A 24,923-nucleotide genomic window follows, 5' to 3' on the forward strand; every position below is an offset into this window, starting at 1 on the left:
GTTCCTATTTGGTACTTTAAACTTAGCGGCAGGCCAGTCCATTGTAAACGACGGTTTTCAACAATGAGCAAATGATAATGGGGCAGCCAGGTTGCCCCTTCGGACCTCGTGAAGCAAGGACGATGAATTAGTGATTGACGAGTTCTAAAAAAGAACGTTAGGTAAGCGACGAATGTGCCGCGTTGCAGAAGTAGGCATGGTTTGGTCGGGAGGTTAGCCGTGGCGGAGCTTTCAGAGGCGATCAATCTCGACGAGATTGCTGTCGGCCTGCCGATCCGCATCCATGAAGTAACGGCAAGACAGGTTGCCCAGGCCCCCGACCGAATCGCGCTGGTCGAAGACGGGGCATCCTGGAGCTACCGCGATCTGGAACAGCGCGTTGGCGAGATTGCCACCGTCCTCTCGTCGCTGGGCGTCAGGTCGGGCGACCGGATGATCATTGTCAGTGAAAACTGTATTGCGCTCGCCGCCCTGCTGCTGGCGGCAAGCCGGCTCGACGCCTGGGCGATCGTCGCCAACCCGCGACTGTCCGCACGCGAACTGGACCAGATCCGCGACCATAGCGGCGCCCGCCGGATGTTTTTCACATCAGGTATTTCGAAGGAGGCCGTGGCTCACGCGTCGCGCTATGGCGCCGAGAACCGGCGAATAGGCCCACTGCTGGAGATTGGTGTTGGCCCGCTCAACGAAAGCGCAACCGTCGAGCCGGTGCAGGCCGACCCAGTAAAGCAAGTCGCGGTGCTGATATACACCTCGGGAACGACGGGGACCCCGAAGGGCGTGATGCTCTCGCATGATAACCTGCTGATCAGCGCAAAGACCACCGCGTATTTCCGCAAGATGAATGAAGACGACAAGATCTATCTCGTATTGCCGATCTCCCATATCGTCGGCATCTCGCTCCTGATCATGACATTGATGGTCGGCGGCACGGTGCGGATGGTCAGCAAATACGATCCTGCCGCGACGGCCAGGGCGATCGCGGAGGAGGGCGTTACCATCCTCAATGGCGTGCCCGCCACCTATCAACGCCTGCTGGAATACAAGAGCGTATCAGGTGTGAAGCAACTCGCCCGAGGCTCGCTACGCTTGATCGCCGTCGCCGGCGCGCCCCTCGATTTGAATCTGAAGTCGCGTGTGGAAAAAGAGTTCGGCCTTCCGCTGCTTAACGGCTACGGGATCACCGAATGTTCGCCCGGAATATCTGGCGTACGTTTCGATGCGCCGCGTTCCGACCAGGCGGTCGGCACGCTGTTGCCGGGAGTAGAGGCCCGGCTCAGAACCGTCGATGGGATACCACTGTCGAAGGGTGAAGTCGGAGAACTTCACGTTCGCGGACGTAACGTGATGCGTGGCTATTATCGGGCCCCCGAGCTGACGGCCAAGGTGATCGACAGCGAGGGCTGGTTCAATACCGGCGATCTCGCGCGCTTCGACGACGATTGCCTGTACATTGTCGGCCGCACCAAGGAAATGATCATCCGTTCGGGCTTCAACGTCTATCCTGCCGAGGTCGAAGCGGTCCTCAGTTCACACAAGGACGTCGTGCAGTCGGCCGTGGTCGGTCGTGCCGCAGATGGCAATGAGGAGATTGTCGCCTTTGTGCAACTGCTGCCGGGCTCACGCGTGACACCGGAGGAACTGATGAGTTTCATCCGATTTCAGCTCACCTCATACAAGCGGCCGTCCGAAATCGTCATCCTCGATGCCTTGCCGGCCACCTCAACCGGCAAGATACTCAAGCACAGGCTCGCAGAGTCCTTGCGCGGCGAAGGTGGCGAAGCCGCTGCGGCGCAGACGGCCGAACCTCGCAGACGACATATCTAACCTGACCGGGAGAACACCCTTGCAAAAGAGAAACGCAACCGTGGCCGTGATCGGCGCCGGAGACTACATCGGCGGCGAGATTGCCAAAAAATTTGCCTCCGAGGGCTTCACGGTGTTCGCCGGGCGCCGCAACGGCGCGAAGCTTGAACCGCTCGTGAGGGAGATCGAGAAGGCCGGCGGCGAAATTCACGCGCGCTCGCTCGACGCACGCAAGGAGGAGGAAATCATTTCCTTCCTCGGCGACGCGGACAAACACGCGCCGCTGGAGGTCTGCATCTTCAACATCGGCGCCAACGTCAATTTTCCGATCCTGGATACGACCGAACGCGTATTCCGCAAGGTCTGGGAAATGGCCTGCTATTCCGGCTTTCTCGCCGGCCGCGAAGCAGCGCGGCTGATGCTGCCCCGCGGCAAAGGCAATATCTTCTTTACCGGTGCGACAGCGAGCCTTCGCGGCGGAACGGGATATGCGGCCTTCGCCAGCGCCAAGTTCGGCCTGCGGGCCGTCGCACAGGCGACCGCGCGCGAGTTGGGTCCAAAGAACATCCACGTGGCGCATCTCATTATCGACTCCGGTGTCGACACCGAATGGGTGCGGCAGCGGCGGATCGAGGCGCTCGGTCCCAATGCGCTGGATGATCCCGATCTCTTGATGCCGCCATCGTCGGTCGCAGAGTCCTATTGGCTGCTTTATCAGCAGCCGCGCAGCGCATGGACCTTCGAGCTCGAGATCCGTCCGTTCGGCGAGAAGTGGTAGCGGGAGCCTCTAACGATGGAGCTCAATCTATCCAGCGAGGAGGCTGCGTTTCGTGACGAGGTGCGGGCCTTCATCGCGGAGAACTATCCGGCGGAAATGCGTGTTCCCAACCCGGAAACCGATCTTTCCAAGGAGCAAATGCTGCTCTGGCACCGTATCCTCTACCAGAAGGGATGGATCGCGCCGCTCTGGCCCAAGGAGCATGGCGGGCCGGGCTGGTCGATCACGCAGCGCTTTATCTTCGAGCAGGAGACGTCGCGCGCCGGGACGCTGCCGCCGCTCGCGTTCAGCGTGACCATGGTCGGCCCGGTCATCTACACGTTCGGCAACGACGCGCAGAAACAGAAGTTTCTGCCGCGAATCCTCTCCGGCGAAGACTGGTGGTGCCAGGGTTATTCAGAGCCGGGATCCGGCTCCGACCTCGCGTCGGTCCACACCAAAGCCGTGCGGGACGGCGATCACTACATCGTCACCGGGCACAAGACCTGGACGACACTGGCCCAGCATGCCGACTGGATCTTCTGCCTGGTGCGGACCGATCCGTCGGCCAAGGCTCAGGCCGGCATCTCCTTCCTGCTGATCGACATGAAATCGCCCGGCGTCACCGTCCGGCCCATCATCACCATCGACGGATCGCATGAAGTCAATGACGTGTTTCTCGAGGACGTGCGCGTCCCTGCCGAGAACTTGATCGGCGAGGAAAACAAGGGGTGGACGTACGCAAAATTCCTGCTGGGCAACGAGCGTACCAGCATGGCCGGGATCGGCCGGTCGACGCGTTATCTGGAGCGCCTCAAGCACATCGTGAGAACCGAAGTCGGCGAGGACGACCCCGCTTTCGGGGAGTTCATCAAGGAAATTGCGCGCGTCGAGCTGGACGTGCTCGCGTTGGAGGCAACCGAACTGCGAATCGTCGCACAGATGTCGCGTGGCATCGATCCGGGACCGGCTGCGTCGCTGTTCAAGATCAGGGGTACCGAGATATTCCAGCGCATCACGGATCTGACGCATCAGGCGATCGGCAACTACGGCCTGGCTATCCGCGAGCACCCGGTCAGCGCCAACCGCGTCATGCCAGGGCCGGAGTACGGGCACACGGCGACGGAAAAATATCTGAACTCCCGAAAACTCAGCATTTACGGGGGATCGAATGAAATCCAGCGCAACATCATCGCGAAAGCAGTTCTTGGTCTCTGACCACATCGCACGAGGCATCGGATGGATATCCAGTTGACGGAAGAACAGGAATTGCTCCGTTCCAGCATTCAACGGTTCCTGCGCGAGCAGTACGATTTCGACGAGCGCCGAAAAATTGTTGCAACCGATGAGGGGTGGAGCCGCAAGCACTGGAGCGCCTTTGCGGAGCTTGGGTTGTGCGCGGCACCGTTTCAGGAAAGCTCCGGCGGCCTTGGTGGCGGATCGCTTGCGACAATGATCGTGATGCAGGAGTTCGGACGCAACCTGGTCGTTGAACCGTACTTCGAGACCGTCGTTCTCGCAGGCGGCCTGATCGAGGACGCTGGCTCGCCCGAGCAGCGCCAGACCTTTCTGCCGAAGATCATGGATGGCAGCGCCATATGGACGCTGGCCTGGGCAGAAGGGCGATCACGCTACGATTTCAATAACGTTACGACGACGGCGCGGCACCAGGGGGACAATTTTGTCTTGAGTGGAACCAAGGCGGCAGTGATTGGTGCGCCGTGGGCCGACAAGCTGATCGTCTCGGCGCGCACATCAGGCGGACCCCGCGATCGTGCCGGCGTAAGCCTGTTCGTCGTCGATCGCGATTCGGCCAATCTCCACCTGCAAAGCTTCAAAACCGTCGATGGCCGGCGCGCCGCCGAACTCACGCTGATGGACGTGCAAGTGCCGGCCAGCCAGCTGCTTGGTACCGAAGGTGAAGGCGTCGCGGCGCTGGAGGCGTGCCGTGACCGTGCTATCGCAGCACTCTGCGCGGAAGCCGTCGGCGCGATGTCGGTGCTGAATTCGGCGACGCTTGAATACAGCAAAGCGCGCAAGCAATTCGGGGTCGCCCTCGGGACGTTTCAGGTGTTGCAGCACCGCATGGTCGATATGTTCATCGCGCTCGAAGAGTCGATCTCGCTCACGCAACATTTGAGCCTCAGCCTTGCGGCTCGGGAGCCAAATGGATCGAAGCTGGCGTCGGGCGCGAAGTCGAAAGTCGGCAACGCCGCACGCTTCGTCGCAGAGCAGGCCGTGCAGCTACATGGCGGCATGGGCATGAGCGACGAATTGAACGTCGGCCATTACTTCAAGCGGATAAGCTCCATCAACATCCAGTTTGGCGATCCTGCCTATCATCTGATGCGATATGCGCAGCAAAGCTGAATGTTCGTTCGAGGCGGTAATCCGACTGTCGTATCCAACCAGAGGCTAACCAATGACTGAAGCTGTGATCGTCTCGACCGCTCGCACCCCGATCGGCAAGGCATACAAAGGCGCGCTCAACCATACCGAGGGCGCCACCCTGTTGGGGCACGCGATCTCGTCGGCGCTGTCACGCGCCAGGATCGAGGGCGCCGAAGTAGAGGATGTCGTGATGGGTTGCGCCATGCAACAGGGTACCACGGGCACCAATATTGCGCGGAAGGCGCTGCTGCGCGCTGGACTTCCGGTGAGCGTGGCCGGAACGACCATAGATCGCCAATGCGCGTCCGGCCTTCAGGCGATTGCGTTAGCTGCACGGTCCGTGATTTTCGACGGTGTGGAAGTCGCTATCGGCGGCGGCGGTGAGTCGATCAGCCTGGTGCAGAACAACCAGATGAACACGTTTCATGCCGTCGATTCAGAGCTGCTCGCCATCAAGGGCGATGCTTATATGGCGATGCTGGATACAGCCGAGATCGTGGCAAAGCGCTACGACATTTCGCGCGAACGCCAGGACGAATATAGCCTGGAGAGCCAGCGCCGGACGGCGGCAGCGCAGCAGGGCGGCCGCTTCAACGACGAACTTGCACCGATCAAGACTACGATGGCGGTCACCGACAAGGCGACCGGTGCCGTGTCATATCAGCAAGTGACGCTGTCGGCCGACGAGGGGCCGCGTCCCGATACCACCGCTGAAGGCCTCGCGGGCGTCAAGCCGGCCAAGGGGCCGGGCTTCACCATTACGGGCGGTAATGCGAGCCAGCTCTCCGACGGCGCAAGTGCCGCCGTCATCATGAGCGACAGACTGGCGGCGCAGAAGGGACTAAAGCCGCTCGGCATTTTCCGCGGCTTTGTCGCGGCGGGCTGCGAGCCGGACGAGATGGGAGTGGGGCCGGTCTACGCCGTGCCCCGGCTACTCAAGCGTCACGGACTCAAGATCGACGATATCGATCTCTGGGAATTGAACGAGGCATTCGCAGTGCAAGTCATCTATTGCCGCGACAAGCTCGGGATCGATCCGGAAAAGCTCAACGTCAATGGCGGCTCGATCGCGGTTGGCCACCCCTACGGCATGACCGGAGCGCGGCTGACCGGCCACGCCTTGATCGAGGGGCGCCGGCGCAAAGCCAAATACGCCGTCGTCACCATGTGCGTGGGCGGCGGCATGGGCGCTGCAGGACTTCTCGAAATTGTCCACTGACGAACAACAAGCCGGCCAGTCCAGACATCTGTGAAACCACATCGGAGGCACGCGTGAAGACAGCAATTACTGCGATGTTCGGCATCGAACATCCGATCATCCAGGGCGGAATGCACTATGTGGGGTTTGCTGAACTCGCGGCCGCCGTGTCGAACGCCGGCGGACTCGGGATTATCACCGGTCTGACGCAAAGAACGCCGGAGCTATTGGCCAAGGAGATCGCGCGTTGCCGGGACATGACGGACAAGCCGTTCGGCGTGAACCTGACGTTCCTGCCGACCTTCAGCGCGCCGCCCTATCCGGAGTACATCGCAGCCATCAGGGAAGGCGGGATCAAGGTCGTTGAAACCGCGGGTCGCAGCCCTGAGCAGTATATGCTGGCCTTGAAGGCGGGTGGCATCAAGGTGATTCACAAATGCACGTCCGTTCGCCACTCGCTGAAGGCCGAGCAGATCGGCTGCGACGCCGTCAGTGTCGATGGCTTCGAATGCGGCGGGCATCCCGGCGAGGACGATATGCCCAACATGATCCTGCTGCCGCGCGCGGACGAGGAACTGAAGATACCGTTCGTGGCGTCGGGCGGCATGGCGGACGCGCGCAGCCTGGTCGCTGCCCTTGCGATGGGGGCCGCCGGGATGAACATGGGAACGCGCTTCATTGCCACCAGGGAAGCGCCGGTGCACGAGAACGTCAAGAATGCGCTGGTCAAGGCATCAGAGCTCGACACGCGTCTGGTCATGCGCAGGCTCCGGAATACCGAGCGCGTATTGAACAACAAGGGCGTCGAGCAGTTGCTCGAGATCGAACGAGAGAAGGGCAAGCAACTCAAGATCGAAGATATCCACGATCAGGTGGCGGGCGTCTATCCCAAGGTGATGATCGACGGCGATATGGATGCTGGCGCCTGGAGTTGCGGCATGGTCGCGGGCCTCATCCATGACATTCCGACGGTAAAGGAACTGATCGATCGCATCATGGCGGACGCCGAGCGGATCATCCGTCAGCGCCTGACCGGCTTCCTCGATGATGCCGAGCAAAGGCCGGCTGCCGCTCGGGCGATCGCGTGAGCGCTCCGGAAGGGGAGAGGGGAATTTATGGATCTGGCCGACTTCCACTACTACGAGCCTTCGAAGGGTCACGGACTCCGACATAATCCATTCAACGCGATTGTCGCGCCGCGTCCGATCGGCTGGATTTCGTCGCGGAATGCGGCTGGTCAACTGAATCTTGCTCCATACAGCTTCTTCAACGCGTTCCTCTACGACCCTCCGATAATCGGGTTCTCCTCAATTTCGTGGAAGGACACCGTAAAGAACGTCAGCGAGACCCGCGAATTCGTCTGGAATCTGGTTACGATGGATCTGGGCGAGCGCATGAACGTGACGGCGACGTCTCTCGATCACGGCGTGAGCGAGTTCGAAGCAGCAGGGCTGACGCCAATACCCGGGCGCCACGTCGCTGTGCCGCGGGTAGGCGAGAGCAGGGCCGCAATGGAATGCAAGGTCGTCGAGGTCTCTCAGTTGGCGAATGCGCGTGGTGAGAAGGTCGAAGGATGGTTCGTACTCGGCGAGGTCGTGGCGGTGTACATCGACAGGACTTTGATCGAGGACGGTGTCTACAACACTGCACTTGCGCGTCCCATACTGCGCGCGGGCCGTGGTGGAGATTACCTCGAGGTCAGGACCGAAAACATGTTCGAGATGAAGCGCCCGGCTGGCAGCAGCAAGCCGGAATTCCACGGCACCTGAATCAAGACGCCGGGCCCCGCGCGTACAAGCCAAGAGCCAGCAGTGAAAACGCGCTCAGCACTACGCCCAGCGCGAACATTGCCTCATGCGACACCGTGGCGGCGAGCCATACGCCGATTGCGGCGTTCATCATCTGCCAGAAACCCAGCAGCGCCGAGGCCGCGCCGGCTTTTTCCCCGAATGGAGAGAGCGCCCGCGCGGTAGCCAGTGGACTGACAATCCCCATACCGAGGAGAAATACGCTCATCGCGCCCAGAAACGGCAGGAAAGTCGGGCTGATCATCGAGATGATCAGGATCGCGACGCTGCCGGCGGTGGTTGCCAACAGTCCTGCCCGGATCGGGCCATCGAGCCCGTAGCGTGGCGCCAGTTTCGTCGCCAGCATACCCGCGGCGAATACGATGAAGACGGTGCCGGCGAAGAAGAGGCCGAGCTGCATCGGCGTGAAGTCAAGCGCTTCAATGAACAAGCGCGGTGCAGCCGAAAACATCGAGAACAAGCCGCCGATGATCAGGCTCGCGGTCGCAGCCGGGATAGCGAAACGGCGATCGCCAATCAGGCCAACATAGATCCTGACGATAGCGACCGGATTGAGCGGAGTGCGGATCGAATTGTGGGTTTCGCCGATGACAAAGCCGTAGGCAATGGCGCCCGCAGCAGCAAAGGCCGCGACGAGAGCGAATTCGGAGCGCCAGCCAAAGCTGTGATCGAGTGCGCCGCCGAGCAGCGGCGAGAATCCGGGGGCTGCGGACATTGCGATCATGATCAGCGCCATCGCGCGCGCCAATGCGGGCCCACGGAACATGTCGCGGGCGATGGCGCGAGACAGCACTGACGTCGCGCAGGCGCCCGCAGCCTGCACGACGCGGCCGACCAAAAGATTAGGCAGGTCGTTCGCCAAACCGCACCAGACGCTGCCGCCGAAGAACACCGCAAATCCGATCAGGACCGGCCAGCGTCTTCCGTAGCGATCCGAAAGCGGCCCGACCACGAGCTGGCCAAACCCGAACACCGCAAGAAAGACAGTGATGGCGGACGTGACAGCCGCGCTCGTGACATTCAACGAGATCGCAATTTGTGGCAGCGACGGCAGCAAGATGTTGGTCGCGAGCGTCCCCATGGCGGCCAGGACGGAAAGGACCGCGATCGGCAGGGCGCTGGAGATGGGAACGCCCGGCGGCGCGGTCTTGGTCGCTTCGCACTGGTCTGCCATGGGAACTTTCGCGCTGATAGGGATAGGCAGGTTACAAGGCGGCGAGCGACGCGGTTCGCGCCACTCGCCGAGCCGTTTTTTTGCCGGATCGCCCGTGCTATCCGCGGACGACGCGCTCGATCGCGATGGCGGTGGCTTCACCGCCACCGATGCAAAGGGCTGCAACGCCGCGCTTGAGGTTCTGCGCCTCCAGCGCATGCAGCAGCGTCACGATCAGGCGTGCGCCGGTGGCGCCGATCGGATGACCGAGCGCGCAGGCGCCGCCATTGACGTTCAGCTTCTCGCGGGGGATGGCGAGATCCTTCTGCGCCGCCATCGCCACCACCGCGAAGGCCTCGTTGATCTCGAACAGGTCGACGTCGCCGACGCTCCAGCCGACCTTGTCCAACAGCTTGCGAATGGCCGGGATCGGCGCGGTGGTGAACCATTGCGGCTCCTGGCTATGGGTGGCGTGGCCCTTGATCTCGGCCAGCACCGGAAGCCCGTCGCGATCGGCGAGGGAGCGCTTTGCGAGGATGAGTGCCGCGGCGCCGTCGGCGTTCGCCGAGGAGGCCGCCGGCGTGATGGTGCCGTTGGCGCGGAACGCTGCTTTCAATCCGGGAATCTTCGCCGGGTCGACCTTGAGCGGGTGCTCGTCATTGGCGATGATCCGCGGCCCGGCCTTCTCCGTCAGCGTGATCGGCGCGATCTCGGCCCTGAACGCGCCGCCTTCGACCGCCTTGCGCGCGCGGGTCAAGGTCTCCATCGCGTAGGCGTCCTGATCCCCGCGGGTGAACTGATAGGCTTCCGCTGTCGCTTCGCCGAAATCGCCCATCGAGCGGCCGGTCTCATAGGCGTCTTCCAGCCCGTCCATCATCATGTGATCGATGATGCGGTCGTGGCCGGCGCGGTAACCGCCGCGCGCCTTGGCCAGCAGATAGGGCGCATTGCTCATGCTCTCCATGCCGCCGGACAGCACGATCGAGGCGGAGCCTGCATTGATGATGTCGTGGGCCAGCATGGTGGCCTTCATGCCGGAGCCGCAGACCTTGTTGATGGTGGTAGCGCCGGTGGCATCCGGCAATTTGGCGCCGCGGGCGGCCTGGCGGGCCGGCGCCTGGCCCTGTCCGGCCGGCAACACGTTACCCATGAACACCTCGTCGATCTTTTCGGGGGCCAGCTTCGCCCGCTCCAGCGCCGCGCTGATCACATGAGAGCCGAGCTTGTGGGCGCTGAGAGGTGACAACTCGCCCATGAACCGGCCGAGCGGCGTGCGGGCGGCGGAAAGAATGACGACGGGATCGGAAGCAGCGGCCATGGCGAACTCTCCTGTTGATAGCTGTTGTTATATGATGATAATCATATAAGATGGCCGGCATTGCAATGCAATGTTGCCGTGGCCTTCAAGGAAGCGCGGTTCCAGAATTGCTCGGAGGGGATAGGAACGGCTTGCACAGCCGGTCACCTCTGGAGTTTGCACGGGGTGGCGATGCGTTACGAAGAAAACCACAGGCGTCAAACCCACAGTCGGATCGTTGAAAATGCCTCCTACGGCTTACGCCAGAAGGGTGCCAAAGGGCTCAGTGTTGTCGACTTGATGAAGCTCGCGGGTCTGACGCATGGCGGCTTCTATAACCATTTCGATTCGCGTGCCGCGCTTGTTGGCGAGGCAATCGCTTTTGCAATGGACCAGATGACCGAGCGGTGGAAAAAGCTGGCGAATGGGAAGGCCAACGGGGAGCGCTTCGAGGCGTTGATCGCCGATTATCTTAGTCCCCGGCATCGCGACAATCCTAAACACGGTTGCGCGCTTCCGGCGTTGGCCGCCGACGTCGCCCGATCGGGCCCGCGCGAGCGGCGGGCCTTGGCCTCCAAACTGGAAAAGATGATCGACGTCTTTGCCGAGTTGCTTCCCGATGAAGCACCCCAACAGGCTCGCCAAATCGCAACAGGCGCTATCGCAATCATGGTTGGATCGATGGTGCTGTCGCGTGCTGTCGGCGCCGGGAAGCTTTCCGACAGCATTCTCGATGCCGGACGCATGACCGCCGGCAGCCGGATTCGGAAGCCCCAGCGGAGAACGACAAAGGCGATGCGCTGCGACAAATCATAACGTAGGGAGGTCACGATGACGGCCGGCAAGTGGCTCAAGACAGCCTGCAACCTGTGTTACATAAATTGCGGTATCGAAGTCCTGGTGAATGACGGGCGCCTCGAGAAAGTGCGAGGCGACCGTTCGAGCCCGAAATCACAGGGTTATCTGTGCAACAAGGCGACCCGGATTCCATATTATGCGCATCACAGGGATCGGCTCACGACCCCGTTGCGTCGTCGCGCCGACGGTGGCTTTGATGAAATCGCGTGGGACGTGGCGATCGCAGAAATCGCGGAGCGTCTGCGAGACGTCGTCGACAAGTATGGCGGCAAGAGTATCGCCCTTTATGGCGGCGGCGGGCAGGGCAACCACGCCGGCGGTGCCTACGCCAGTGGATTGTTGCGCGCGCTGGGTTCGCGCAGCGTCTTCAACGCCCTTTCGCAGGAGAAAACCGGCGACTTCTGGGTCAATGGCCACATGTTCGGCAGCCAGACCTGCCACACCGCCGAGGACGTACATCATTGCGATCTCCTGCTGGTCATCGGTGCAAATCCCTGGATCGCGCACGGCTTCCCCAATGCGCGCGATCATCTCAATCAAATCCGCAAGGATCCCGCACGCAAGCTGATCGTCATTGATCCCCGGCGAACCGAAACCGCCGAAATGGCGGATATGCATCTTGCGGTTCGTCCCGGCACGGACGCGTTTCTCCTTGGTGCGCTGCTGGCCACGCTTGTCCGTTCCGACCGGATCGACCATGCGTTCATTGAGGAGCACACGACCGGCTTCGCGGAAGTGAGGCGGGCACTGCTAGACATCCCCGTTGAAGAATGGGCTGCTGCCGCGGATATCTCGATCGCGGACCTGGAGCGTTGCGCCGCGATGATCGCGGCCGCGAAGGCCATGGTGGTTCGGGTCGAGCTTGGCATCCAGCAAGGCATCAACTCGACGCTCAACTCCTATCTCGAAAAGCTTTTGATCATGCTTTCCGGCAATTTCGGCCGCAAAGGTACCAACCAATTGCATAGCTGGCTTCAACCGCTATGGGGCAATTCTCCGAGCCAGACATTCGCACCGACCGGCGACGCAATTATCGGGGGCCTGTTGCCGCCCAACATTTTCCCCGAAGCGGTGCTCAAGGACCATCCTGACCGGTTGCGTTGCGCCTGGATCGACAGCTCCAATCCTGCCAATACCGCCGCAAACACCGAGGCGGTGGAGCGCGCGCTGCGCTCGCTCGAGCTATGCGTTGTGGTTGACGTTGCGATGACCGAAACCGCACGGCTCGCGCATTACGTTCTCCCGGCGTCCTCACAATTCGAGAAAACCGAATTTACCCTGTTCAACTTTGAATTTCCGACGAACTATTTTCACGTTCGTGCCGGTGTGTTGCCGCCGCTCGCCGGCACCTTGCCGGAGCCCGAGATCTACACGCGGCTTGCCATCGCCCTGGGACTTCTACCAGGTGACAACGTACTCGCGCCCCTGCGGGAGGCGGCGCGGCGTTCGCGAGCCGAGTTCGCCACAGCCTTTCGTGCTTTCATCGCGGAGAACCCCGGCGCAGTCGCTGCCCTGGTGCTCTATCACACATTGGGGCAGACGCTTCCGGATGGCACGGCAGCCGCAGCACCCTTGTGGGGCGCGGCGCTGGCTTGCGCGAAACGATCGCCGCACGCGGTGCGGCGGGCGATCGGCGCATCGGACGAGGTGACGGATCATCAGCTCGGCGATCTCCTGTTCGACACTATCGTGGCCACACGGCAGGGCACCGCGGTTACCCGGCACGACTATGGCGAGGTCTGGTCATTGATCAGCCATTCGGATCGCAGGGTTCGGCTGGCGCTCCCGCAGATGCTGGAATGGCTCGGGCGTCTCGATCCGCAAGCAGCAGGCGCGCCAAAGGAGTTTCCGTTCATGCTGGCGGCGGGTGGCCGGCGCATGTTCAATGCCAACCAGATCTTTCGCGATCCCGCGTGGCGTCGCGAGGATCCGGATGGCGCCATGTTGATCAATTCGAGCGATCTGAGCGAGTTGGGCGCGAAGGATGGTGACTGGATCGCCGTCGAGTCGGTGGTCGGGCGGCTCGTCGTCCGCTGCAAGGTCGACGACGCCATGCGAAATGGCCAGTTGGCGCTGCCGCACGGCTACGGTCAGGCATACCCCGCGTCGGACGGAGAGCGCCTGATCAACGGGCCGCGTATCAATCTGCTCACGGAAAGCGGCAACCGCGATCCCATTGCGGGCACGCCCTACCACAAGAACGTCGCGGTTCGTCTGGCCCTGGTGTCCGCGCACGAGGCTGCCGCCTATCAGTCGCAGTCCGAGCGAATTCATATGAGAGTGGCCGGACAATAGCTCGAAGGGAGCGTTAAATGACCGAGAAACCAATCGCGATCGTGACGGGGGTAGGGCCGGGCACTGGAGCTGCCATCGTCAAGCGCTTCTCTGCTGGCGGGTTCCGCATCATAGCGCTTGCCCGTTCAGCGGAGCTCATCAATCGCCTTGCGCAAGAGCTTCCCGATGTGCACGCGGTGACCTGCGACGTCTCAGACGAGAGCCAGGTGCGGACCGTGGTCACTGACGTAAAGCGCCGTTTTGGCGCGACCGATGTTCTCATCCACAACGCGGTCGGAGGGGGCTGGGGGAGCTTTCGCGAGATCGATCCGAAGATGCTGAAGGGCAATTTCGAGGTCAACGTGATGGGCTTGTTGTACCTGGCGCGCGAAGTCGCTCCAGACATGGTCGATCGGGGCAGGGGCGCAATCCTGGTGACCGGAAACACGTCTTCGATCCGAGGCAAGGCCAATTTCGCCGGCTTCGCTCCGACAAAGGCGGCGCAGCGTATTTTGGCCGAGTCGATCGCACGCGACATGGGACCTCTCGGCGTGCACGTCGGCTATGTTCTCATCGACGCCGTGATCGACACGCCCCGGATGCGCGCGCGGATGAGCGACAAACCGGATGAATTCTTCATCAAGCCTGCCGCCATCGCCGACGAATTGTACCATCTCTACGGTCAGGACCGATCGGCCTGGTCATTCCTCACGGAACTGCGGCCCTTCCGCGAAAACTGGTGACGCCTGGCCGGTGAGAAACACGGTTACAGCGGAGGTAACGCGCTTACTCATTTAGTGAGCTCCGCAGACGCAGGACTTGAAAGGTCAAGACCATGACTGATGAGTCAATCTCGATTGATACAGGGACGGACGAACTGCTGTGTGCGATCCGGGATCGCGTCGCCGTGATCACCTTGAATCGACCCGAGGCGCGAAATTCGCTGTCCGACCATCTCACGCCGGCGTTGCGCCGGATGATCAAGCGCAACGGTGACGATCCGGACGTCGGCGCACTGCTGATTACCGGCGCAGGCAGCGCTTTCTGTTCGGGCGGTGACGTCAAGGGTATGGGGGCCAGCTCTGCCGCACCGGCCATGTCATTCAGCGACAAGGTTGCGCGATTGCGGGAACGCCAGCGAACCCTGACCGGTGTACTTGTCTCGGTGCGTAAACCCACCATCGCGGCCTTGCCGGGACCGGCGGCTGGCGGCGGGCTTGCGCTCGCGCTCGCTTGCGACATTCGTATCGCAGCCGAATCCACCATCATGACGACTGGCTATGCCAGGATTGCGCTCACCGGCGATTACGGCATTTCGTGGCTATTGACCCGGCTGGCCGGGACGGCGCGTGCCCGCGAACTGATGTTTTTGTCCGAACGGATCGATGCACGCCGCTGCGAAGCGCTGGGGCTGGTAAATCGCGTGGTGCCTGATGTTGACTTGCAGAACGAAGCGTTTGCATTGGCGAGGACGTTGGCGAACGGTCCGGCAAGCGCCTACGCCTCCATCAAGGATAATCTCGACCTTGCGCTGTCGGCTGACTTCCTGACGTCATTGGATCAAGAGGCCGAGAAGATGGTCGTTGCGGCGGGTACGGCGCAGCATGCCGAAGCCGTGCGGGCCTTTATCGAGAAACGTGCCCCCAGTTACCGGTGAGACTAATCGGCTGAAGGCCCACCGAGCAGCGCTCCGATCTGGAACGTCCCGATCCGGCGCGAACCGCAAGTCCGAAACGCCTGTAGCATGAAAACGCCAAAGCCCTTCTGCTGCCGCGTTACGTCACTCCTCATCCGATTTGTTTTCCGGAGATGGTCCGGCAATATCCGCCACCACGGCAGCAATCAGCGATTCCGTCAGAGGATCATCCGCAATCACCCGAGACAATATGACAGCGCCAACCATCTCCGAGAGGATAGCGGCGGGATGTCTGCTGCCCGCAGCCCCTGGGGTCGCGGACGACAGTTTCGCAATCTGGTCGAGATAGTCTTGAATCGCCGTGACGAAGACAGCGCGGAGAGCGGGATCGTCGCGCCGCGCGGCGTCCGCGGCCAATGCCGGCAGAATGCACCCGGAACCTGGATCGTCGCGATGGGCCGATGACACATAGCGTTCGATGAGTTCGCGAAACGGATCTTGAGGCTGTTGGGCCAGTCCGTTCTTCAGCAACGCTTTCGTGTCCGCGATCGCACGTTCGCTGGCCTTGACCGCCAGATCATCCTTTGAAGCGAAGTTGCGATAAAAGCCGCCATGGGTCAGCCCGGCTGCTTTCATGATGTCGGCAACGCCGATCCCGTCGAAACCATGCTGACGCAGCAGGCGCGCCGCAGTCTCGATGATCTGCTCGCGGTTTTCCTGCGCCTTTTCTCGCGACACCCTCATGGTTTGCTCACTCCGTTGGTAGCAGGACCGGACCTTCGTCTGATGGTCCCAACCGCGGCCGAGCGTTCTCAGATTCGCAAAAACACCGCTTGACATTTTTCATGACGATCATCATCTATCAGTTAAGATGACGATCGTCATCAAAAATTTGAAGCGAATGACGGCTGCCAGCCAGTTGAAGCCGACCGTTTCGTAGTCAAGAGGTAAAATAATGCCTATGCTGAAGGCGCAGGCGCGCCAGAAGACCGCGTTTCTCACCGGCGCGTCGAGTGGCATCGGCAAGGCTGCTGCTGCCGCGCTGACAAGTGCCGGCTACCGCGTAATCGGAACCAGTCGGCACGCCGAGCCGGATGCGATGCGTGACGGCATCCGGATGATTGCGTGCGATGTAAGGTCAGATGAATCCGTCGCAGTCGCCGTGGCTCGGGCGCATGCCGAGCTCGGGCAGATCGATCTACTGGTCAATAATGCCGGGGTCGGGGTAACAGGCGCGGCGGAAGAAAGTTCGATCGCGCAAGTCCGTTCGTTGTTCGAGACCAATTTTCACGGCGTCGTGCGGGTGACCAATGCCGTGCTGCCGATCATGCGAGGGCAGGGTAGCGGGCGCATTCTCAATGTCGGTTCCGCGCTGGGGTTCATTCCGGCTCCCTACAGCGTTTATTATTCGGCAAGCAAACACGCGATCGAGGGATATTCGGAATCGCTCGATCATGAGGTTCGTGAGTTCGGCGTGCGCGTCGTTGTCATCGAGCCCGCTGCCACGCGCACTTCGTTTGAAGCCAGCACTGTCCCATCCGATACGCCACTCGCCGCCTACGACGCGAGCCGCGCGAAATATCTCGTGGCGTATGAACGTGCGATGGCCGTGGCGGACACCGCTGAAAGCGTAGCCGAAACCATCGTGCAGGCGGCGCGCGATAAGACTCCGCGCCTGCGCTACCCGTCCGGCAAGGCTGCGCGGCAGGTCGCATTCGCCCGGCGTTTTGTTCCTCGGGCCCTGTTCGACAAGATTCTGAGGTCGCAATTCGGGCTGGCGTAATCAGCTCGTGTACTGGCGCGCAAAGAGGGAGCCGTACCATCCGGCCGAATATCCCTCCCATCTTGGGATTTTCCATCTTGGGATTTTCGGTCCGAGCCGGACAATGGAGAAAACCATGGCAAGTTCTGTTGCTAAATTCGGGCGGGAGGTGCGCTACATAGATGCACCCACTCTCTCGATAAATGTCGGGGGGACCAGTTTCGTCTACCGCGACATCGGCCCCCGGAGCGGCGTGCCGCTAATTCTTCTCAACCATTGGGGCGCGGTTCTGGACAATTTCGATCCGCGGATTGTCGACGGCCTCGCCGGCAAGCATCGCGTGATCGCGACCAATTACCGGGGTATCGGTGCGTCGGGCGGAACAGCGCCCGTGACCATCGATGAAATGGCGCGGGATGCGATTGCCCTGATCCGTGCGCTGGGCTTCGAGAAGGTCGATCTGCTCGGCTTTTCCCTCGGCGGATTTGTGGCGCAGGATATCACGCTGAAGGCACCGGACCTGGTGCGAAAACTCATTCTGACCGGCACGGGGCCGGCGGGCGGCGAAGGTATCGACAAGGTGTGGCCGGTATCCTGGCCTTTGATGATCAAAGGCTTTCTGACGCTGCGAGACCCGAAATTCTACCTGTTTTTCACGTCCACGGCCAATGGCCGCCAAGCCGCGGCAGCTTTCCTCAAACGGCTGAAAGAGCGCAAGGCAGGCCGGGACAAAGGACCTACGCCCGGCGCCTTCTTTCGGCAGCTCAAGGCGATCACTGCCTGGGGCCGGCAGGCGCCTCAGGATCTCGGAAACATTCGGATCCCCGTACTGATCGCGAATGGCGATAACGATATCATGGTGCCGACCGCAAACAGCATCGATATGGCGCGCCGTATCCCGGGCGCGCAACTGGTCATCTACGAAGATGCCGGACATGGCGGGATTTTTCAGAACCACGCCGATTTCGTGCCGAAGGCGCTGTCCTTCCTCGATGCCTGACGCCGTGACCAGATTTCAAATTGGAGAGACGCCATGAAGGCATTCGTTGTCGATAAATACAAAAAGAAAGGCGCTTTGCGCCTGGCCAATTTGCCGGCGCCGGAGTTGCGGGACGATGATGTCATGGTTCGAGTTCACGCAACCGGTGTGAACCTTCTGGACTCCAAGGTCAGGGACGGAGAATTCAAGCTCATACTGCCGTATCGTCCGCCTTTCGTTCTGGGGCACGATGTTGCCGGCATAGTCACCAGGGTTGGCCCCAAGGTCAGGCGGTTCAAGGCGGGCGACGAGGTTTATGCACGGCCGCGCGATCATCGGGTCGGAACGTTCGCGGAATTCATTGCCATGAATGAAGCCGACGTGGCGCTAAAGCCCAAAAACATCAGCATGAATGAAGCCGCCTCCATCCCGCTGGTGGGGCTGACCGCCTGGCAGGCGCTGGTAGAGGTGGCCAAGCTGAAGCCCGGCCAGAAGGTTTTCATTCAGGCCGGCTCCGGTGGTGTGGGGACTTTTGCCATCCAGCTCGCCAAGCATCTCGGCGCGACAGTTGCGACGACGACGAGCACGAAAAATGTCGAGCTGGTCAGGAGTCTCGGCGCAGATGTGGTCATCGACTACAAGACGCAGGATTTCGAGAAGGCTTTGTCGGGCTACGATCTGGTCCTGCACAGCCAGGACGCCAAGACGCTTGAAAGATCTCTGCGCGTGTTGAAACCGGGTGGCCTCCTCATCTCGATCTCGGGGCCACCCGACCCCGAATTCGCAAGGGAGTTCGGGTTGAACCTGTTCCTGAAACTGGTGATGCGCCTGCTCAGTCGTGGTGCGCGCAAGAAAGCCAAAAGCCTTGGTGTGCGCTTCTCGTTCCTGTTCATGCGCGCGCAGGCACAACAGTTGGGCGAGATCACTTCCCTTATTGAATCCGGTGTGATCCGTCCGGTGGTGGATAAGATTTTTCCGTTTGAGAAGACCGGGGATGCGCTGGCCTATGTCGAGACCGGACGCGCAAAGGGGAAGGTCGTCGTCACGGTCGCAGAGCAGAAGCCGTAGCAACTTCACCGGATTTGCGATGCCGCGTTGCGATGTCGCTGCTTGCACAGCTTTTCGGGAAGCTCGGATCGGAGGCGATCATACCAGCGATGAATCACTGAAGAAATAGATCACAAAGGTCGTGCCGGAAAGCTTGCCGGCGACCAAACGCATCCGAGGAAGCAACATGACTCAATCCAAACGCGACACCAAAACTTCAGTACAGGACGTTGCACTCATTGTCGGCGGCGGTCCGGGCATCAGCTCGAGTTGCGCCAGGCTGTTCGCGGAAAACGGTATGCGTGTCGCCGTCGCAGCCAGGAATCCTGAGAAAGCGGTCCTTGAGACTCTCGAGAAGACGCATGGCGTGCGTCGATACGCCTGCGATGCAAGTGAACCGGCGGCCGTGGCGCAGCTGTTCGGGAATGTCGTTCAAGACATCGGGACGCCGAGGCTTGTCGTGCATAACATCGATGGCCGGGTTCCCGGCATTTTCCGCAAGAACGTTATCGAAGCCGACCCGGTCATGGCGCTCGAAACACTTCGAAACTCGGCGTTCTCTGCGTTTCTGGTAGGTCAACAGGCCGCCCGGGTCATGCTCGGAAACGAGCCCGACGCCAATGGCGCGAAGGGAACGATCATCTTCACGAACGCCAGCGCGGCGCTCAAAGGCTTCCCGTCAAGTGGCGCCTTTGCAATGGCATGTCATGCCAAGTCCGGATTAGCGCAAAGCATGGCAAGAGAACTGATGCCGCAGGGGATCCACATCGCGAATGTGCCGATCGACGCCGCGATCGGCTGGACTCAGGAGGACGGGACCCGCGCGCACCGGCTGGCGGGAACGACTGTCGACGACAATATGGCCGACCCTGACCATATCGCCGAAACCTATCTGCAACTGCACCGCCAGCATCGGTCGACCTGGGCGTTCGAAGTCGTGCTCCGGCCGTGGGCCGAGAAATGGTGACACGCACCTGCTTCGGTGCGGACCCAGGGGGCCATCGCAAAGAGGTTACGTTGGTTGAGTATTGACTGAGTGTCTTGAGAGGCTGCATGTCGGCAAGTCGCCGCCGATAACAGCACAGGACTGCGCTCGCGCGGTGACATCGATCCACGATGCTTATCGTCTGGCACGGCGCTAGTGGATATTCTCCGCATCGAGTAGCTTCCCTGCCGAGCTTGGCTTTTCATTCCTGGCGTTCCCAAATCTGCGAACGACCCAGCATTGACACGCCAATGTAGCCGCGCACGTTGAGTTTCTTGCCGCCGTCGGTCAGCTGGATTTTGCTGCTGTAGACCTTGCCATTGTCCGGATCGAGGATTCTGCCGGCGGTATATTCGGCACCGTCCTTCTTCAGGCCACTCAGGATTACCAAGCCGAGTACCGGCACATCCTTGAGCGCGCCTTCGCATTTTTCACATTTCGGATTCCGGTCCTCGGACGGGGCGCGGAATACCTTTTCAATCTTGCCCTGCAGGGTGCCATTCGACTCCGTGATGCGGATAAGCGCTCTCGGCTTGCCGCTGGCGTCATCGACATTTCTCCACAAGCCGACAGGAGAGGCATTATCCGCCCAGGCCCCGGAGGACATGAGTGCAGCAGCCAAGGTGAGCGCGAGAACGCCTGATTGTTTCAAAATACGCATTCCGATGGTCTCCAAGGTGGGTGAGTCAATTCCAAATAGGAATTAAATATGGTGGCAGAAATATCCTTTTTTCTAGTTCGATGGATAACCATCCGCCTTGACAGTTCTATTTTAGAACTATTTACTTGACCGGCCAATGGAAGTGAAGGGGCGGACCTGCCGGTTTGAAGGGGGCCGCGCAGCGCTCCCGAAAACAAGGCGCGAGGAGGGTGGCATGAGGAGCGTGGACGATATCACTGCGGCCGAATTGCTGGACGGTCTGCCGTCCAGGGTACACGAGGTCTACGCGCCGTTCGTGCGCGACATCCCGGATCATCCGGCGTTCGTGGAAGGGGGGCGTTCATGGAGCTACCGGCAGTTCTCGGAAGCTGTCGACGCCGTGACGAAGGATCTCGCCGATCTCGGAATCAGGCCCGGCGATCGCGTGATGATTGCGAGCGAGAACAGCGTGGCTCTGGGGGCGATGCTCTTCGCGGCGAGCAAGCTCGATGCATGGGGCATTGCGGTTAATCCCCGCCTCTCGGCCAGGGAGATCGACCTGATCGGGACGCACAGCGGCGCCAGACGCGTGCTGTTCAACGCGGCGCTTTCGAAGGAAGCCGCCGATCACGCCAGCCGCGTCGAAGCTACAATAGACGCTGTGGGACCGTTCGGTGGAATCGGTATTGGTCCTCTCAATGCGGATGCGCAAGCGGAGCCGGTCGAGAAGGATGGCGCCCGCCAGGTCGCGGGCCTTTTGTACACCTCGGGCACGACCGGTGCACCGAAGGGAGTCATGCTGAGCCACCGCAACCTCCTCTTTACCGCAAAGACTTCGGGAATCCTTCGCCAAAGCGGTCCGGCCGACCGCATCTACGGCGTGCTGCCGATGTCCCACATCGTCGGGTACTCGATCCTGCTGATCGCCACGCTGATGCACGGCGGCACATTGTATGTTGTGGCCAAGGCCGATCCCGCTGCGCTGGCCCATGCCATAGCCGAGGAGGGGATTACGAGCCTGTTCGGTGTGCCCGCCACATATCAGCGTCTGCTCGAACACAAGGCCGTCAAGGGCATCGAACGGCTCGAACGGGGCAAGCTGCGGATCATATGCGTCGCCGGCGCTCCGCTCGACCTCGATCTCAAGAAGCGGATCGAGGACGAATTCGGAATCCCGCTGTTGAACAATTACGGCATAACCGAATGCTCGCCGGGCCTGTCGGGTGTCCGTTCAGAACATCCTGTCTCAGACGAGTCGGTCGGCCCCTTTCTTCCCGGTATCGAGCACCGGATCGTGGACAGGCAAGGCAAGAACGTTGCGACCGGTGAAGTGGGCGAACTGCACGTCCGAGGCCCCAACGTGATGCTCGGCTACTATCGCGCTCCCGACCTGACGGCGGCGGCGATCGATGACCATGGATGGTTCAACACAGGGGATCTCGCCCGGGTGAACGGCGAGGGACATCTCTACATCGCTGGCCGCACGAAAGAGCTGATCATCCGCTCCGGCTTCAACGTGTACCCCGCCGAGGTGGAGGCGGTGCTGAATGCGCACGATCAGGTGGTGCAATCGGCCGTGGTCGGACGAACGGTCGATGGCAATGAAGAGGTCGTCGCGTTCGTGCAGCTTCTCCCCGGCGCCAGCGTCAGTGCTGAAGACCTGAAGTCGTACGCGGCCCAACAACTCACTTCATACAAGCGTCCAACTGAATTGATCGTGCTCGACGCGCTGCCCTCGGCCTCCACTGGCAAAATACTCAAGCACAAGCTGCGGGAGATGGCGATCGAACGTGCGGCGGGGAAGACATCCGATGCGGCAGTCGCGGGCTGACACATGGGCATGACGGGAATGGAACGAACTCGCGCTCGGTGCAGAAAGTATCGGACCGTCGAGATCGCTGGGAAGTTGAACGAATAGTGAGCGACGCAACCCGTCGCCGCACAAGGGAGAAGTCGATGTTCAGGAAGTCCATGCTAGCAGCCGCGATCGGCGCAACGATCGTCGGCGCGCCTGCCGGTGCGGAAACGCCCGGCGTCGCGAGCGCCGAAGTAAAGGTGGGGGCGACGTTCCCGTTTAGCGGTCCCGCATCACCGCTCAGCAATACCGGAAAGGGTCTGATCGCCTACATCAATTCGATCAACGATCGGGGCGGCATCAACGGCCGCAAGATAAACCTCATCACCTACGACGATGCGTACAGTCCGCCCAAGACGGTGGAGCAGACCAGGAAACTTGTCGAAAGCGATGAAGTGGCCTTCCTGTTCGGCCCGCTCGGTACTCCCGGCATCGGCGCCACCATCAAGTACGTCAACGCGAAGAAAGTGCCGCATCTGTTTGTGGTAAGCGGCGTCACCAAGTTCACGAACTTCTCTGAATTTCCGATGACCACCACGGGGTTGCCCAGCTATGACACGGAAGGGCGGATCTACGCGAAATACATCACTCAGGCCCGGCCGGACGCAAAGATTGCGATCCTGTATCAGAACGACGATTTGGGTAAGGACTTCGTCAATGCATTCAAAGGCTACCTGAAAGACGACTTCGACAAGAAAGTTGTAGCGTCCTCGTATGAAGTCACCGAGCCGACGATTGACTCTCACGTGGTGAAGTTGAAATCGTCCGGCGCAGAGGCGTTCCTGGTCGCCGGCACGCCGAAGTTCGCGGCTCAGGCTATCAAGAAGGCCGATGAAGTTGGTTGGAAGCCTCTGTTCCTGATCAATTTCGTTTCGAGCTCGGTCTCTTCAACCATCGTTCCCGCGGGACCGGAAAAGGCTATGGGCATCGTCGCAGCAACGATTACCAAGGATCCGAACGACAAGAAGTGGGCCGACGACCCCGGCATCAAATGGTACCGTGACCATTTCGCGAAATACCTGCCGGGCGCCGACATCGGCGATGCCAACTATCTGTTTGGTACGCAGCAGGGACAGATCCTGGAGCAGGTGCTCAAGCAGTGCGGTGACGATCTCTCGCGCGAGAACATCGTCAAGCAATCGCGGAGCATACGCGGGCTGTCGCTGCCCACTCTCATACCGGGTGTTACGATCAACACAGGCCCGGAAAACAGTATGGCGTACACGCAGTTGCAGCTGCAGCGCTGGAACGGTACGACGTGGGAGCAATTCGGTAACGTACTCAGCGCCGATGGAAAGTGAAGTGTGCTTTCTGAACGTGCAATGCGGGTGATCTGAGCCCGCAACGCCACTAACTGAATCAGGGAGCATAAATGTCCAGCAACGCACTTTTCCGGCCTTTCAAGCTGAAAGGGCTGAACTTGCCGAACCGGGTGGTGATGGCGCCGATGACGCGCTCATTCTCTCCGGGCGGAATTCCGACCGAAGACGTCGCGCGGTACTACCGCCGCCGTGCCGAAGGCGCGGTCGGGTTCATCATATCGGAGGGGACGGGCGTGGATCGTCCGGCATCCCTGAACGATCCGAATGTTCCCCGCTTTCATGGCGAGAAGGAGCTGGCGGGGTGGGGGCGTGTGGTTGACGAGGTGCACGCCGCGGGTGGCCTGATGGCGCCGCAGCTATGGCATGTCGGAGCGGTTCGAACGCGCGCCCAGAATTGGTCTCCTCCCGGTGCCTACGACAGTCCGTCCGGTCTGTCGCGACCGGAGAAGAAGTTCGGCGAGCCGATGAGCGAAGCGGACATCGCCGACGCCATTCGCGCTTTCGCCGATGCGGCGCTTGCGGCGAAGCGCCTGGGATTCGATGCCGTCGAATTGCATGGCGCGCACGGCTATCTGATCGATCAGTTCTTCTGGGAGGGCACCAATCGCCGCGAGGATAGCTATGGAGGCAAGGACCTGCCCGGCCGGGCCCGGTTTGCCGCTGATATCGTCCACGCAGTGCGCAAGTCGGTCGGAGCGGATTTTCCGATATTGCTCCGGATCAGCCAATGGAAGCAGCAGGACTATGAAGTGAAGCTGGCCGATACGCCTCGCGCATTGGAAGCCTGGCTCAAACCTCTGGTCGACGCGGGAGTCGACGTCCTGCATTGCTCGCAACGGCGCTTCTGGGAGCCGGAGTTCGATGGCTCGGATCTGAATTTCGCCGGATGGGCGAAGAAGGTGACGGGAGTGCCGACGATTTCGGTCGGGTCGGTCGGTCTGACCGGTGAATTCATCGCCGCATACGGCGGAGAGAGCTCCCGTCCGGCGTCCCTCGACGAGTTGATCCGCCGCCTCGACCGCGAGGAGTTCGACCTTGTCGCGGTGGGCCGGGCGCTGCTCCAGGATCCGCAGTGGCTGCTGAAGGTACGTGACGGCCGGACGGAAGAACTGATGGCTTTCGAACGGGCCGCGTTCGCGGCGCTGAGCTGAGAGA

At 61.0% G+C, this 24,923-nt stretch carries 22 protein-coding genes; 18 read left to right on the plus strand and 4 right to left on the minus strand.

Translation table 11 applies throughout. The features are described 5' to 3' along the window. Nucleotides 1-219 precede the first annotated feature (219 nt). Genes IVB05_RS13870 through IVB05_RS13900 form a run of 7 tightly spaced genes read left to right on the plus strand, consistent with a single transcriptional unit; the run spans nt 220 to nt 7,921 of the window. The gene (locus tag IVB05_RS13870) at nt 220-1,827 is read left to right on the plus strand and encodes an AMP-binding protein (protein ID WP_247784911.1); all 1,608 of its coding nucleotides are present in this window, start codon (nt 220-222) and stop codon (nt 1,825-1,827) included. 19 nt (nt 1,828-1,846) lie between these two features. Continuing rightward, nucleotides 1,847-2,584, plus strand: coding sequence for an SDR family oxidoreductase (locus IVB05_RS13875; protein WP_247784912.1), 738 nt, complete (start codon nt 1,847-1,849; stop codon nt 2,582-2,584). Between the two features lie 15 nt (nt 2,585-2,599). Next, entirely contained in the window at nt 2,600-3,781 is a 1,182-nt protein-coding gene (locus IVB05_RS13880) for an acyl-CoA dehydrogenase family protein (protein ID WP_247784913.1), read from the plus strand. 21 nt (nt 3,782-3,802) lie between these two features. Further along, a complete protein-coding gene (locus IVB05_RS13885; RefSeq protein ID WP_247784914.1) occupies nt 3,803-4,933 on the plus strand; it encodes an acyl-CoA dehydrogenase family protein in 1,131 nt (376 codons plus the stop codon). Nucleotides 4,934-4,985: 52 nt separating this feature from the next. Continuing rightward, nucleotides 4,986-6,173, plus strand: a complete 1,188-nt coding sequence (locus IVB05_RS13890; RefSeq protein WP_247784915.1) for an acetyl-CoA C-acyltransferase — start codon at nt 4,986-4,988, stop codon at nt 6,171-6,173. A gap of 53 nt (nt 6,174-6,226) precedes the next feature. After that, a complete protein-coding gene (locus IVB05_RS13895; protein WP_247784916.1) occupies nt 6,227-7,240 on the plus strand; it encodes a nitronate monooxygenase family protein in 1,014 nt (337 codons plus the stop codon). A 27-nt stretch (nt 7,241-7,267) separates the two neighbouring features. Beyond that, nucleotides 7,268-7,921 carry a flavin reductase family protein gene (locus IVB05_RS13900; protein ID WP_247784917.1) on the plus strand — a complete coding sequence of 218 codons (654 nt, stop codon included), beginning with the start codon at nt 7,268-7,270 and terminating at the stop codon, nt 7,919-7,921. Between the two features lies 1 nt (nt 7,922). Here IVB05_RS13900 and IVB05_RS13905 read toward each other — a convergent pair whose 3' ends face one another. After that, nucleotides 7,923-9,134: a multidrug effflux MFS transporter gene (locus tag IVB05_RS13905; protein WP_247784918.1), complete on the minus strand. Its 1,212-nt coding sequence runs from the start codon at nt 9,132-9,134 to the stop codon at nt 7,923-7,925. Nucleotides 9,135-9,231: 97 nt separating this feature from the next. Next, nucleotides 9,232-10,431 carry an acetyl-CoA C-acyltransferase gene (locus IVB05_RS13910; protein WP_247784919.1) on the minus strand — a complete coding sequence of 400 codons (1,200 nt, stop codon included), beginning with the start codon at nt 10,429-10,431 and terminating at the stop codon, nt 9,232-9,234. 78 nt (nt 10,432-10,509) lie between these two features. Between IVB05_RS13910 and IVB05_RS13915 the strand changes: the two genes are divergently transcribed. From IVB05_RS13915 to IVB05_RS13930, 4 genes are all read left to right on the plus strand, one after another. Then, nucleotides 10,510-11,226, plus strand: coding sequence for a TetR/AcrR family transcriptional regulator (locus tag IVB05_RS13915; RefSeq protein WP_247784920.1), 717 nt, complete (start codon nt 10,510-10,512; stop codon nt 11,224-11,226). A gap of 15 nt (nt 11,227-11,241) precedes the next feature. Further along, on the plus strand, nt 11,242-13,563 hold the full coding sequence (locus IVB05_RS13920; RefSeq protein ID WP_247784921.1) for a molybdopterin-dependent oxidoreductase: 2,322 nt from the start codon (nt 11,242-11,244) through the stop codon (nt 13,561-13,563). A 17-nt stretch (nt 13,564-13,580) separates the two neighbouring features. Then, nucleotides 13,581-14,285 (plus strand): SDR family NAD(P)-dependent oxidoreductase, encoded by a 705-nt coding sequence (locus IVB05_RS13925; RefSeq protein ID WP_247784922.1) that lies wholly within the window; start codon nt 13,581-13,583, stop codon nt 14,283-14,285. 92 nt (nt 14,286-14,377) lie between these two features. Next, nucleotides 14,378-15,199, plus strand: a complete 822-nt coding sequence (locus tag IVB05_RS13930; RefSeq protein ID WP_247784923.1) for an enoyl-CoA hydratase-related protein — start codon at nt 14,378-14,380, stop codon at nt 15,197-15,199. A 123-nt stretch (nt 15,200-15,322) separates the two neighbouring features. Here IVB05_RS13930 and IVB05_RS13935 read toward each other — a convergent pair whose 3' ends face one another. Beyond that, nucleotides 15,323-16,018 (minus strand): TetR/AcrR family transcriptional regulator, encoded by a 696-nt coding sequence (locus IVB05_RS13935; RefSeq protein ID WP_247784924.1) that lies wholly within the window; start codon nt 16,016-16,018, stop codon nt 15,323-15,325. 121 nt (nt 16,019-16,139) lie between these two features. Between IVB05_RS13935 and IVB05_RS13940 the strand changes: the two genes are divergently transcribed. The 4 genes from IVB05_RS13940 (at nt 16,140) to IVB05_RS13955 (ending at nt 19,933) form a co-directional block, all read left to right on the plus strand. Beyond that, nucleotides 16,140-16,961, plus strand: a complete 822-nt coding sequence (locus tag IVB05_RS13940; protein ID WP_247786690.1) for an oxidoreductase — start codon at nt 16,140-16,142, stop codon at nt 16,959-16,961. 115 nt (nt 16,962-17,076) lie between these two features. Continuing rightward, a complete protein-coding gene (locus tag IVB05_RS13945) occupies nt 17,077-17,940 on the plus strand; it encodes an alpha/beta hydrolase (RefSeq protein ID WP_247784925.1) in 864 nt (287 codons plus the stop codon). A gap of 33 nt (nt 17,941-17,973) precedes the next feature. Beyond that, nucleotides 17,974-18,987, plus strand: a complete 1,014-nt coding sequence (locus tag IVB05_RS13950) for an NADP-dependent oxidoreductase (protein ID WP_247784926.1) — start codon at nt 17,974-17,976, stop codon at nt 18,985-18,987. Between the two features lie 133 nt (nt 18,988-19,120). Further along, complete coding sequence (locus IVB05_RS13955) at nt 19,121-19,933, plus strand: SDR family oxidoreductase (protein ID WP_247784927.1); 813 nt, start codon at nt 19,121-19,123, stop codon at nt 19,931-19,933. Between the two features lie 220 nt (nt 19,934-20,153). Here IVB05_RS13955 and IVB05_RS13960 read toward each other — a convergent pair whose 3' ends face one another. After that, the gene (locus IVB05_RS13960; protein WP_247784928.1) at nt 20,154-20,612 is read right to left on the minus strand and encodes a DUF2147 domain-containing protein; all 459 of its coding nucleotides are present in this window, start codon (nt 20,610-20,612) and stop codon (nt 20,154-20,156) included. A gap of 136 nt (nt 20,613-20,748) precedes the next feature. Between IVB05_RS13960 and IVB05_RS13965 the strand changes: the two genes are divergently transcribed. From IVB05_RS13965 to IVB05_RS13975, 3 genes are all read left to right on the plus strand, one after another. Further along, a complete protein-coding gene (locus IVB05_RS13965; RefSeq protein ID WP_346771856.1) occupies nt 20,749-22,422 on the plus strand; it encodes an AMP-binding protein in 1,674 nt (557 codons plus the stop codon). A 125-nt stretch (nt 22,423-22,547) separates the two neighbouring features. Further along, nucleotides 22,548-23,747: an ABC transporter substrate-binding protein gene (locus IVB05_RS13970; RefSeq protein WP_247784929.1), complete on the plus strand. Its 1,200-nt coding sequence runs from the start codon at nt 22,548-22,550 to the stop codon at nt 23,745-23,747. 71 nt (nt 23,748-23,818) lie between these two features. Next, entirely contained in the window at nt 23,819-24,919 is a 1,101-nt protein-coding gene (locus IVB05_RS13975) for an NADH:flavin oxidoreductase (protein ID WP_247784930.1), read from the plus strand. Nucleotides 24,920-24,923: the final 4 nt, after the last annotated feature.

Origin of the sequence: Bradyrhizobium sp. 170 (assembly GCF_023101085.1) — a bacterium.
Classification (GTDB): Bacteria; Pseudomonadota; Alphaproteobacteria; order Rhizobiales; family Xanthobacteraceae; genus Bradyrhizobium.